This window comes from Thermoactinomyces sp. CICC 23799, assembly GCF_016055145.1.
GTDB classification, from domain to species: domain Bacteria; phylum Bacillota; class Bacilli; order Thermoactinomycetales; family Thermoactinomycetaceae; genus Thermoactinomyces; species Thermoactinomyces intermedius.
In genome coordinates this window covers 173,532-185,217 of sequence record NZ_JAECVV010000005.1, presented here as the reverse complement: position 1 = coordinate 185,217, position 11,686 = coordinate 173,532, and the positions used below count along the sequence as shown (strand labels likewise).

At 45.7% G+C, this 11,686-nt stretch carries 16 protein-coding genes; 4 read left to right on the top strand and 12 right to left on the bottom strand.

Annotation, left to right across the window (positions count from 1 at the left end; genetic code table 11):
• Positions 1-17: 17 nt before the first annotated feature.
• Positions 18-1,049 carry a DUF2332 domain-containing protein gene (locus tag I8U21_RS08655; RefSeq protein ID WP_232337582.1) on the bottom strand — a complete coding sequence of 344 codons (1,032 nt, stop codon included), beginning with the start codon at positions 1,047-1,049 and terminating at the stop codon, positions 18-20.
• Positions 1,050-1,165: 116 nt separating this feature from the next.
• Here I8U21_RS08655 and I8U21_RS08650 point away from each other — a divergent pair, with 116 nt between their 5' ends.
• Positions 1,166-1,543, top strand: a complete 378-nt coding sequence (locus tag I8U21_RS08650) for a hypothetical protein (RefSeq protein ID WP_198050672.1) — start codon at positions 1,166-1,168, stop codon at positions 1,541-1,543.
• Positions 1,544-1,597: 54 nt separating this feature from the next.
• The gene (locus I8U21_RS08645; protein WP_198053725.1) at positions 1,598-2,467 is read left to right on the top strand and encodes a GNAT family N-acetyltransferase; all 870 of its coding nucleotides are present in this window, start codon (positions 1,598-1,600) and stop codon (positions 2,465-2,467) included.
• 497 nt (positions 2,468-2,964) lie between these two features.
• Here I8U21_RS08645 and I8U21_RS08640 read toward each other — a convergent pair whose 3' ends face one another.
• Together I8U21_RS08640 and I8U21_RS08635 are read right to left on the bottom strand one after the other, a co-directional pair.
• The gene (locus tag I8U21_RS08640; RefSeq protein ID WP_198053724.1) at positions 2,965-3,285 is read right to left on the bottom strand and encodes a transcriptional regulator; all 321 of its coding nucleotides are present in this window, start codon (positions 3,283-3,285) and stop codon (positions 2,965-2,967) included.
• A 325-nt stretch (positions 3,286-3,610) separates the two neighbouring features.
• Positions 3,611-5,107 carry a carboxylesterase/lipase family protein gene (locus I8U21_RS08635; RefSeq protein ID WP_198053723.1) on the bottom strand — a complete coding sequence of 499 codons (1,497 nt, stop codon included), beginning with the start codon at positions 5,105-5,107 and terminating at the stop codon, positions 3,611-3,613.
• A 376-nt stretch (positions 5,108-5,483) separates the two neighbouring features.
• Here I8U21_RS08635 and I8U21_RS08630 point away from each other — a divergent pair, with 376 nt between their 5' ends.
• Positions 5,484-5,711, top strand: a complete 228-nt coding sequence (locus tag I8U21_RS08630) for a hypothetical protein (RefSeq protein WP_198053722.1) — start codon at positions 5,484-5,486, stop codon at positions 5,709-5,711.
• 50 nt (positions 5,712-5,761) lie between these two features.
• Here I8U21_RS08630 and I8U21_RS08625 read toward each other — a convergent pair whose 3' ends face one another.
• The 7 genes from I8U21_RS08625 to I8U21_RS08595 form a co-directional block, all read right to left on the bottom strand.
• Positions 5,762-6,427 carry a hypothetical protein gene (locus I8U21_RS08625; RefSeq protein ID WP_198050666.1) on the bottom strand — a complete coding sequence of 222 codons (666 nt, stop codon included), beginning with the start codon at positions 6,425-6,427 and terminating at the stop codon, positions 5,762-5,764.
• Entirely contained in the window at positions 6,402-7,301 is a 900-nt protein-coding gene (locus tag I8U21_RS08620; protein ID WP_198053721.1) for an ATP-binding cassette domain-containing protein, read from the bottom strand. Before I8U21_RS08620 ends, I8U21_RS08625 begins: the two co-directional genes overlap by 26 nt.
• On the bottom strand, positions 7,291-7,674 hold the full coding sequence (locus I8U21_RS08615) for a GntR family transcriptional regulator (protein WP_198050664.1): 384 nt from the start codon (positions 7,672-7,674) through the stop codon (positions 7,291-7,293). The genes I8U21_RS08620 and I8U21_RS08615 overlap by 11 nt, the downstream gene beginning before the upstream one ends.
• 225 nt (positions 7,675-7,899) lie before the next feature.
• On the bottom strand, positions 7,900-8,523 hold the full coding sequence (locus tag I8U21_RS08610; RefSeq protein WP_198053720.1) for an ABC transporter permease: 624 nt from the start codon (positions 8,521-8,523) through the stop codon (positions 7,900-7,902).
• A gap of 127 nt (positions 8,524-8,650) precedes the next feature.
• Entirely contained in the window at positions 8,651-9,400 is a 750-nt protein-coding gene (locus I8U21_RS08605; RefSeq protein WP_198053719.1) for an ABC transporter permease, read from the bottom strand.
• Positions 9,401-9,402: 2 nt separating this feature from the next.
• Positions 9,403-9,627 carry a hypothetical protein gene (locus tag I8U21_RS08600; RefSeq protein ID WP_198053718.1) on the bottom strand — a complete coding sequence of 75 codons (225 nt, stop codon included), beginning with the start codon at positions 9,625-9,627 and terminating at the stop codon, positions 9,403-9,405.
• A gap of 1 nt (position 9,628) precedes the next feature.
• Positions 9,629-10,291 (bottom strand): ABC transporter ATP-binding protein, encoded by a 663-nt coding sequence (locus tag I8U21_RS08595; protein ID WP_198053717.1) that lies wholly within the window; start codon positions 10,289-10,291, stop codon positions 9,629-9,631.
• A 228-nt stretch (positions 10,292-10,519) separates the two neighbouring features.
• Between I8U21_RS08595 and I8U21_RS15315 the strand changes: the two genes are divergently transcribed.
• Positions 10,520-10,735, top strand: a complete 216-nt coding sequence (locus I8U21_RS15315) for a DUF4083 family protein (protein WP_198053716.1) — start codon at positions 10,520-10,522, stop codon at positions 10,733-10,735.
• 27 nt (positions 10,736-10,762) lie between these two features.
• On the opposite strand, the gene I8U21_RS08585 is transcribed toward I8U21_RS15315, so the two are convergent.
• Both I8U21_RS08585 and I8U21_RS08580 read right to left on the bottom strand, forming a co-directional pair.
• Positions 10,763-11,215, bottom strand: a complete 453-nt coding sequence (locus I8U21_RS08585) for a hypothetical protein (protein ID WP_198053715.1) — start codon at positions 11,213-11,215, stop codon at positions 10,763-10,765.
• Between the two features lie 191 nt (positions 11,216-11,406).
• Positions 11,407-11,610, bottom strand: a complete 204-nt coding sequence (locus tag I8U21_RS08580; protein WP_198053714.1) for a hypothetical protein — start codon at positions 11,608-11,610, stop codon at positions 11,407-11,409.
• Between the last annotated feature and the right edge of the window lie 76 nt (positions 11,611-11,686).

The window sequence follows — 11,686 nt, the reverse complement described above, 5'->3', positions numbered from 1 at the left end:
ACCGGACCCCGTTTTTTTCATTCCGGGGATTTCCATGCGAACCAACGGCCATGTCCCTCCGTTTTGGCCAAAACCTCATGTTTTTTTCTCCCATTACTATATGTCTCCAAATGAAGAACATCCCGGTCCTCCATATTGTTGTATAAATGAAAAACGGTTTGGGTTCTCCCCAACTCCCCGATCTGATCCCTCAGCTTTTGCTTCGTTTGATCCGGCATTTGGTTGGCGACATGGGTGTGAAAGATGCAGAGGGCTGTATCTTCCGGTACCTGACGGGCTAACTTGGGAAGCATTTCAACCCCGTCGCCTTCAATCAGTCGGAGGGGGTGTTTTTTTAATTGCTGTGCGGATTTTTCAAAAAGTCTGACCCGTTTTTGGTGTTCCGGCCAGATGAGGGATCGCATCCATAAAAAATCTTCTTGATCCGTTAAATCCATGATATTTAAGTCGACGCCCGCCCGGAAAGCGACAGGGGGACTGTCCGGGAGCAAGAAGGGTTGCCGGGTTCCCCGGATTTCCGATTCAATCCGGAGGGGAGAAGACGGATGCCCGTAAGTTTGACTTCCTCCATATGAATAACGGTAATGATCCCATAACAGTTGCAATCCAGCACTGGTTCCGATTTCAATCAGGGAAAGGGGCTTTTTCACCCGGTTGTAAATCAAGCAAAAGGCGGGATAAAGATAAGCACAACGCCCGGTTTCATTGGTTTGCACCCTTTTTTCCCGGAGAACGGGGATAATTTCGTCCTTGAACATAAGGCAAAAGTCGCGAAAGGCGGGAAAGGCCTCGTCTGCTTCCCACGGGGATTTCACCAGATCCGGATAGTAATTTTTCAGGGGATGGTCTTTCCCTTTTAACAACAGATAATGGACCGCCCCGAACAGGAGATTGGGAACGGGTTGTCCACGCCGGGCATGGGATGCCAAAGCGAGAAGTTCATCGTCTTGGGCGATTTTTAATGACAACTGTTGATAGAGCGGACTGGAGAGGTGACATTCTATCAAGGCAAAATTCCGAAACAAAACAGATAACGCTTCTCTTTTCATTTCCGTGCGCACCTTCTTTCGCAAAAAATCATCTTGAAAATAAAGGGAATCTGCCAAGTGTTTCCTAATACTATAAAGGGGTTCCGATTTATTCCATGGAAAAGGCAGGGGACAGAATGAAAAACCGAGAGACGATTCCGGGGCATTTGCTCTATGATATCTACAACGACGGAGATCTGAATGTTCATTATTTGATGGAACCTTATGAAGAGTGGAAACAAATCTGGCGGAAAGTCCCGGTGGAGGTGACGGACTGCCTGACAACCCTGGGTTTGAAATACCGGCATAACTTGCATGTGATGAGTCAGAAGGAAAAGGAGATTTTATCTGATATAAAGAAATATTTCCCTGAGGTGTGGAACTATTTACATCCAAACGGGGAATTCAGCCGGTATCTTTGGGATTATGCCAAGTCGGCTTTTTGGTGCCGGTTGCAATTTAAAAAACAAGGCATTTCCGAAGAAGAGGAAGTCCTTCAGGAATCCGCGTTTTAATCCCCACAAACGTTTTACACCGATATTATATCAAACAAAAAGAAAGGAAGCGCCATGGTTACGATTCATCCATTGAGCAGGTGCACGTGGGAACAAACGTTGCAATTGTGGAACGAAGCCTTTGCGGATTACTTTGTGAACATGAATTTCACTTTTGACCGGTTAATGAACAGGATGGTCCGGGAAAAAATTTCGCCGGCCCATTCCCTGGTGGCTTGGGCCGATGGCCGGCCGGTCGGTTTTGTGTTCACGGCTATCGGGGAGATCAAAGGAAAAAAAGTCGCTTGGAACGGAGGGACAGCCGTTCTTCCCGGATGGAGACGAAAAGGGGTTGGGAGCCGGCTGATGGAAGCATTGGTGGAGATGTATCAACGGGAACATGTGCAACTGGCAACACTGGAAGCGATCGCCGAAAACAAGCCGGCCATCCGGTTATATCAGCAATACGGGTATGACATCGATGATTCCTTGTTCATTTACCAGACAGAAAACTTCAGCCGGAAACAACCAGCGGCTCCCGGATACAACATCCGCAGCGCCCATCCGGTAACCGTTGCCGCTTTTTCTTTTTATCCCGATCCGGCTCCGTGGCAAACCCATTGGTTTCAAGGAGATGAAGCATGGATCATTTCCGATTCTTCCGGAAAGGAAGCCGGATATGCGTTGGTGAGGCGGACAACCGATGACCTAGGACGAGTGCAAGATTTGACTTTGTTGCAATTGGAGACAGCCCCGGAGCATCCTGAAGCGGAAGAACTGGCCCGTCAGTTGTTGCGACATGTGATGGCTTCCGCGGAAGCATCCCGATACCAGTTTTTATACTGCCCCGCAAAGAAGAAAATGGTGACGGGCTTGCTGGAGGAGGAAGGATTTCACATGTTTTTGAATAACGTCCATATGGTGAAGAAAATAGCAGCAGATTGATATCTCATTAACAAGTTAACTTGGTGAGACGACCATTTGACTCTCAGACAGACGGAAAAATGTGTGGGAAATATCCGATCGCCAAACCCCTTGTAAATAAAGGGGTTTCGGCATTTTATCTTTATATAGTTACAAAAGAATTGTTTTGTAACCCTGTAGAGGGCATAAATAGAGTGGATCAAGAGGGAGGAGAAGGAAACCCGCGGCTGTTTCGCGCCACAAATATTCTTGTTAATCAGAACAAACAAAATAATCAAGAGATAAGCAGCCGGATGGAGAAAAATACATTCCAATAAATGGAATATGGATTTCCGATCCGGGAAAAACAGCCTTCTGATTTTCGATTTAAGGGCGGTTTATTTCTTTTTGAGAGAACAGGTCGAAAAAGGGGGTGAAAAGCTGTAAGAGGCCTTGGAATCGCTCTCTTTGTGTTGGGATTTTAAGGAAGAAAAAACCCTCTGAAAAACAGAGGGGAAGAGGTTGAGAGAATCCGCTTCCTAACTATTATTCCATTTTTTGGTAACCTCGCGGATGCGATCCAGTTGTTCCCAATAATTGTGAAGGGCAGCCCGGCCTTCATGTGTGATTCGTATGGTGGTATGCGGGATTTTTTTGCGTACGAATTGTTTCTGGATTTGGATATATTCCGCCTTTTCTAATTTGGATAAATGGGAAGAAAGGTTTCCTTTCGTCAAGCCTGTCAATTCTTGCAAAAACAAAAATTCAGCCATCGTGCAGGCGTCCAGCGCGCTCATAATGGCAAGTCGGGCCGGTTCGTGAATCAATTTATTCAGTTTTGCCATTTCCTTAAAGGGCATCAATGGAACCACACTCCATATGTATGATTAACTAGTTTGCATTATAAACTACAAACCATGATTTGAAAAGAAAGACCCTGTGATGGTGATGCCACCGGCGTCTCTGTTTTTCAAGGGACATAACACTCCATGTATTTCTTTCTCAAGATCCCCTGATTATTACGTCATGATATTTCCTTTTGATCATTTCAGTAATCCGGTACCAAAACAAGCTTTGTAAACCCGTTCATTATAAGCAAACACTCCCCATTCCGATAAAAGCACCATTGTTTAATTCCAAATCCGAATACATACGTGAAATGCAAAAAAGGCTTGAGCAAATCACTCAAGCCTTTGATTCCCACAGTTCCTGCTCGCGGTCAAACAGATGCTTTTCCGCTCTGGTTTCGGTGTCAAAGACCATGGCCGGCCGGTCTTTTTGTGCAAAGGGCAACCACGCATCGGGGAGATGGTCGCCGTTCGGATCCCCTGTCCGGGCAAAGGCAATCCATGCTTCATGCATTTGCCGGGAAATTAGCTCCCGCTTCGGATGTGTGCCGGTGAACACATCGACCCCCGGTTGATGCAGGTTGTGAAAGACAAAGGGGATTTCCAGTGCGTGACATGCTTTCAACCGACCGTCAAAGAGCGGGGTTTCGTAATCAAACCGGTAAACCCAAACCTTCCCGCCTTGCTTGATTTGGGCGTCAGCCGTTTTTAACATGCCCCGGGTAAAGATGTGGTAGGTCATGGCGCGCAACAGCTTTTGCCATACCGGTTGCGATGGATCCCCGGAAGATAAGTAATATGGAAAAACTTTTTCCGGAACCGACCCGATTTCCTGTTCGATCCGGTCCATCAGTTCTTCTTTTCCCGCTGTCGTCCAGGAAGGGTCAGTCAGTGTAAATAAATTGTACTCATCCTTTGTCACCCCGATGATGATCGGGATATCGCCGGCGGCTCCGTTTTCCAACGCTTCAATCGGATGGGTTTTCAATACGGTGCCGTCCACAACGGGACCAAAAACCATTCCCGGATTCACGGATTGTGCGGCTTCAAGGAGTTCACCGGCCGGGATGGATAACAACCGGTCGCGGTCTCCTTTTCGAATGCCGGCTTTCGTAAGAATTTGTTCCGCGATGCCCGAGGCTGTCTGAGAGGAACGGAGCAAAATGGCACCCGATCCGCTTTGCAAGATCGCCCGTTGAAACAGCCCTTTGGTTTCCGGGAGGGAAAGCAGAACCCCGACGCTTCCGGCTCCGGCCGACTCCCCGAAGATGGTGATTTGCTCCGGGTCGCCGCCGAATGCGGAAATGTTTTCTTTCACCCAGCGCAGTGCAGCGACTTGGTCCAATATTCCCAGGTTGCCCGACGCTGAAAATTCGTCGCCGAACCAATCTGCCAAGTACAAAAATCCAAACGCGTTCAACCGGTAGTTGATCGTGACAACCACCACATCTCCGTTTTTGGCAAACTCCGTCCCGTCATACCAGGGGGAAGCGCCGGATCCAAACTGGTAGGCGCCGCCATGGATCCAGAAGAGCACCGGCCGCTTTTTTCCGTCGGCTGCCGGCGACCAGATATTCAGATAAAGACCGTCTTCGCTCACAGGAAGATCCGCTTCCCCGAGCACGGTGCTGAAGGTGGTGCCGGACGGCTGCATCACCATGGACCGGAACCGGGTGGCCTCCCAAACGCCATCCCATTTCTCCGGCGGTTCCGGTTTTTGAAAGCGGCGTTTTCCCACCGGAGGTTTCGCATAAGGAATCCCTTTCCAAAAACAAACCTCTCCGTCTGTACCGCCTTGTACTTTCCCAAAACGGGTTTCCACCAACGTATTCATTTGAATCACTCTTTTTGATTTATTTTAATTTTCATTTAAATCTTAAATGATTAAGGAGTGGTTGTCAAACTCAAGTGTTTAAAAGTTCCCCTGAAGCAATCCATCGCACCGGATCCACTGATATCCACGATGTGATGACAATATCCAATCGGACCATACAGCCGGCAATCCGGTGCTTTAAGTTTTAAAACACAAAGGAAAGATCCAGCATGAATTAGAGGGGGTGCCCTTTTGATCAACCTCCGGCCAATCCGTCCCGCTTTGTTTTTTCGCACTGAATTTTGTTTGGGATGTTGTCACTTACACCTTATTGACACTGAGGGACAAGCTCGTTAACCTGAACGATATTCCAACAAAAAAGGAGGAAGAGGGTTTCGTGAAAGGGAAGGATGTCATCGGCTTTCTCATTCCTTTTACCATCCTGCTCATCATTTTGCGGGCCGCGAACTTTTTTGGTTTTTGGAAGGCTGTGTCCATCATATCAGGAGCCATTATTCTTGTATCAGGAGCCATCTTTCTGTTGTTCCTGATCCTTAAATTGCTGGTCTGGATTCAAAAAAAACGCTTGGCAAAGCAAAAAAGGGATGAATCCCAGACGTCATGAAAAGGCAAAGAGACTCAGGCAACATGCGGACCTGAGTCTCCCGGATCCATTTACAACTTCACGGCGATATTCTTTGTTAACTGGCGCAATAAGGTGAGAAAGAGGACAATGGCCGCCGCAGAACTCAATATATTCAGCCCGAGCGAATATTTTTCGCTCCATTCCAGCGCTGAAACAGAAAGAAGGAAAAAGGCAACAAATCCGATTCCGGCGATCCAGTGGAACCGGTAAAAACCGACTCCGATCAGGTAACCTGCCAAGTAATAGAAAAAGATATTAAGCAGATATTGAATCACCAGCCACCCGTTTCCGTTCAAAAATTCGTCAGACAGCAAATGAGACAGCTGGAACATCTCCAAAATCCCGTATTCCAAATAAGTGAGAATCACGGCGGAGAAAGTGATCGTGGCCGTCAGCCCGAGCGCGGCAAGCATCGAGCCGGCCCAAAAATCTCTCCGGGTGACTCCCTGCCCGACATAATAAGACAGGAATCCATTGACGGAAATAATTGCGATCACGATCATATAAACCTTTGCCGATTGAAAAAGAAACACCAAAATTCCTTTCACCGCGGTGTTATCATCGATTGTAAAATAACTGGAATAAAGATGTACGATTTGGGTAACCAACACAAAAACCAGATACCAAACCGTCCATTTCATTTGTTCAAGGTACATGTCTTTGGCCACTTTAGGAAATACGGCTGTTGGTTTCATATGCATCCTCCTTGCCTGTTAAATGAATAAACAGATCTTGCAAAGAGCAGGTCCCGGTTTCCAATCCTTGTTTTTCGGCTTCCAACCGGAGATCTTCATTGAAATCCCCGAACACAATCACCGATTTTGTATTTCCGAGCTGCTCTTCGTTCAGGATCTTCCGACCTTTGGTGAAATCATCAACCGCCCCGGCATCTCCTGTGATGGTGAGTCCCTTGGAAATCAAGGTTTCATAGTCTTCATGGAGCAACAGCTTTCCGCGATCGAGAATCAGCACTTCTTCAAACAAATAATCCATTTCAGACACCAAGTGGGTGGATAAAATCATGGTCCGGGGATGTTTGGCTTGGTCTCTCAACAATTCTTTATAAAACATTTCCCGGGTCGGAGCATCCATGCCAAGATAAGCCTCGTCAAAAATGGTCACGGGCGCCCGGCTGGCCAGTCCGATGGTCACATTCATCGCCGACTTCATTCCTCTTGACAGTTTTCTCACTTCTTTGTTTAAAGGAAGCTTGAATTTCTCAGCCAGCCGAAGTGCATAATTCATGTCAAAGAACGGGCGGAACTTGGCTGCATCCTGAATGAAGGTGGAGACTTTATTCCGCTCTTCCTTGTAATCTTTTTCGTAAACCAACACAACATGAGGCATGATCTTCGGGTTTTCAAACGGCGGTTCCCCGCCAATCAAGATTGATCCTTCCGTCGGCAGGCGAAAAGATGACAAGAGAGAAAGGAGGGAGGTCTTTCCGGCTCCGTTCCGGCCGAGCAAACCGTAAATCTTTCCGCTTTCCAGTTGGAAGGAAACATTTTTGAGCGCCTCAAAGTCTTTGTATCGCAACGATACATTGTCGAATTCCACTTTATAATTCATCCTCAATCCCTTTCCTTTCTTTTTTGATCAGCGCAAACACTTCACTTTCCGCGATCCCCAGCTTGTGGGCTTCTTGCACCAAAGGGACGACATATTCATCCACAAAAGCCTTTTTTCGTTTTTGAATCAGTTTTTCTCTGGCCCCTTTGGCCACAAACATGCCGATGCCCCTTTTTTTATAAAGAATTCCTTCCTCAACCAGCTGGTTGACGCCTTTGGAGACCGTGGCGTGATTGATCTTATAAAAGTTCACCAGTTGCGTGGTGGAAGGAGCCTGTTCGTCTTCCTTCAGCTGTTCGTTGACAATCATGTCCTCGATTTTTTCCCGGACTTGCAAAAAGATCGGCTTGTGGCTGTCCAGCTTCCGGCTCAATGTGTATCACCACCTTACTTCCACGCTTATCTCGTTAAATGGTTATATACCTATGTGTATAAGTGTAACAGTAGTTAAGAGTCAGGTCAACAGGTTTTGTGACTGATTTTGGATGAGGATCGAAAAAAGCCTGATGGAAAAAGGGGAACCGGTACAAGAAAATGTTCCAAAAACCAATAAAAAACCCATAAACCAAAAAATGGTCCATGGGTTTTAAACCGGTTTTTAATGATTGGATTTTTGTTTGATAAAGAGTGAGATTCCGCCAATCAAAAACAGAATCAGCCACATGAAATCAATGATCAATACTTGAATGTGAAAAGAACGGAGCAATATTTGGTTCGTTCCGACCGCCGGGAGAGCCCAAGGGTAAACATACCCCAACCAAGTGTATTTTTTTGAACCGATGATCAAAAAAACCGGAAGGATGAGTAAAATATTGAGAATGACTGATTGTACATAGTTGCTCCAATATGCGCATACTGCCAAATGAAATGCGGCCAACGGCAAAATCCCTATCCATCCGAGAACCAGGCATTGAATCAGCAAGGCCCATGGAAACGGATGATTCAACCGGGCGAATTCCCCGATGACAGCAAACTCCGACAAGGCAATTACCTGAGCCAATCCCAATAAGAGGACAAGCCACAGATACTTGGATAAATACAGTTGTTTCCAAGAAACAGGACAAGTTAAAGCTCTAATCCAATTATGTCCTTCATGCTCCACCTTACACAGATTGGCTGCCAATAATACGGAAAGGATTGGAAAGAAGATGGTTGGATAAAAGTAGTTCGCCATTCCCCAAGCCATCAGCCAATCATTGGTCTTCGGATACAAACCGGGCATAAATGAAGATCCCATAGGCAATCGGAACCAATGGAAGAACCAGAATCAACCGCCAAATATTTGTTTTCCGGATTTTCATCCATTCGGCCATGAACAAATTCCCCAATCATATCTCCCTTTCAGTCGATTAATCAAATTCTTTTCGGTAAAACACAGTAATTCCGATCACCAGCCAGATGGCGCCAAACAAAACAGATAACAAGAGGATTTCCCAGTTAAGCAATGCACTCGTTTCCCCGGGGAACAATGCCTGAACCGACAAAGGCGGAGAGGGGAGGAACGTAGACCAAAATCCCCACGGTGTCCACCAACCCCATCCTTTAAAAACAGGGGCAAGAATAATTGAGGCGATTCCAAATGAAATCGGCACTGATTGGTTCTTGCTGGCCATGGATACGCATAATTGAAAAGCCACAAAGGGGATGGCCAGAAGAAAAGGGGCATACACATAAGAAAACAATTGGCCGATGGTGACAAGGTGTTCAACATCATGCAATTCAGCCATGATGTATATGCCAAAAACAAACAAAAGCCCCATAACCAAGGTGGTGGCGAATCCCCAGAAGAATTTGGCAACATAGATTTTCCATTTCGCCAAAGGCATGGCAAAAAGAAACTTCCACATATTCGAAAACTGTTCCATGTTGACGATGTAGGCAATGAAGACAGGAACAGTGAAAGCGATGATTTGCCATAAGTATCGGCTGGTAAGTGACAAGATCAATCCCCAACCCTGTTCTGGAGAGTGGCCTTTTTGCAAATAGTACCCAAGGGCAAGTGTGAGGAGAAAACAGGTCACAACAGGAACAAAAATGAAAAGCCAAATGACCCAACTACGGCGGATTTTAATCCATTCGTTGATAACAGATGAATTCATGATCAATGATCTCCATTCTCCAAAATCTGAAAAAACATTTGTTCCAGCGAGTTTTCTTCTTCTTGGAAGTGATAAATGATAAAGTGATGGTCGATGAGTAATCTTTGTAATGAATTAATTTTTTCCGTCGGCAGGGAGTCGATATAAATAAACTCTTGATCCCGCGAAATGGAATAGTGATGTTGCTTCAACAATTTCTCAGCTTCGTCCAACCGGTCTGTCTTCAATTTAAACTGCTTTTGGTTTTGTTTTTGATCCCTGAAACAAAAGCCGGCCTTGATGAATAATACCAACATGGGAAGCCATTTGTTCCACTTCACTCAACAAATGGCTGGACACGAATACGGTCACATTAAACATCTGCGGAAGTTGTTTGATCAATTCCCGGATTTCTTGTATTCCGGATGGATCCAGACCGTTTGTCGGTTCATCCAGAATGAGAAAGTCCGGTTTGTTCAGAAGAGCCATGGCGATTCCCAACCGTTGTTTCATACCGAGCGAATAATCTTTGGCTTTTATATGTTTTGCATCTTCCAAATGAACCATTTTCAGCACTTCGTCAATCCGCGACGGAGGAACTTTAAGCATCCGGCGGGCGATATCCAAATTTTCGTAACCATTTAAATGTCCATAGTAGCCGGGGGTTTCCACCAAACAGCCTACCCGGCTCAGTATGGAAATGCGATGTTTGTGAATTTCTTTCCCGAAAATCCGGACCGTTCCCTCCGTCGGGCGGGTAAGTCCCAAAATCATGCGAATGGTTGTTGTTTTCCCGGCGCCATTCGGGCCCAAAAAACCGTAAATTTGTCCTTTTTCAATTTGTATGTTTAACCGGTTTACAACCATTTGGCCGCGATAAGCTTTCGAAAGATTTTCGGTTTGTAAGACCATGTCTTTCCACGGGCTCCTTCCTTGAGACGGCAGAGTTATAAAATTCAAAATATTGATCGCTTGTCAGATGAAATTTCATTTTTTCACTTAATGTATTTTGAACGAAATCCCTTTGATAAAGATTTCATCATTCACAGCCCTTCTGACGATCGGCAGAGAAGAATTACCCCTTTTTGATGATTTACAAACATAAAGGATTAAAAAATATTCGTAAATGTAATAATTTTTATGTTATTCTTTAATTTGATTTACAATTTGGTGCTCATCGTCCTGGTCATCTTATTTTTCGTATCGTTTGCAAAGTTTGTTTACACCATCATGAGCAGCTTGAAACTAATGGTGATGATGACTCACCAGATCAATCAGAAATTGGATCAAATCCTCCGGCATTTGGGGAAAACGGTGGAGGATGCAAAGGAGCGACCGGAAGAAAATCGCCCTTAGACAAACCGTCCAAGGGCGGTTTCAGTTTTAATGATAGCGATACCAAACTTTCCATCCCTCATTCGTTTTGGCCACGAAAACTTGTCCTTGCGACAAGCTGGCGCTGGGGAGGAATTCCGGGAAGAACAGTTCCACCAGCAGGGATTTTCCGGCAACTTCTTTTCCGCACTGTTGTTCAGCGATGCCGGAGTAGGGGGAAGATTCGGGATCCTTGAGGGAAAGGATCCGTTTGACCTCGTAATTTTGGTAACGGGAATCGTCGCCATAGGTTTCTTGAATCAATTGCGGGAGGACATCACGGATTTCTTTTTCCGCGTTTTCATCCGGTTGGATCAAATTCTCCGCATTCGGGCACTGCTCCGAGGTTGCCGGCTGATCTGCCGCTGCTGACGGAAGGGGAGAAAAACCGGTTGTTCCGGCAATGGTCAGGACCAGCAAAAAACAGAACAAACTCTTTCCAATGACAAAAAACGGTTTCATTTTTTCACATCCTTTTCTGTTTCATTTGAGGAACAAATGTCCCCAACTTAATTTTATAATATCCATTTCGCGAATTCATCTCACCTTTCGCACCAATGGACAGGATCAACCGAAAAGTTTCAGGCGGAAGGAAGGGGGAAATGAACTTTTAAGGTTGATGAAAACAAACATCCATGTTAGACTTTACCGTGTTATTCCATCAAGAACGAAGGAGGATTTACCTGAAATGCAATCATGCAGACTTCGATTCCAAGCTTTGAACAACTGATTTTAAAAAGTTCAAAGCCCTGCCTTGTGCAGAGTGAATCGGGATCAGTCTGCCCTTTTTCAGGTAAAACCTGTGCATATGAATAGATAAAAAAGGGAGGGGAATCCCCTCCTTTTTTTGCTTTCATTGCCGACATCCCGCCAAGCCGGAACCACAGGCTTGGTGTGTCTTCGTGCGCCTGAAAAACAGGCTCATCTCCGCAT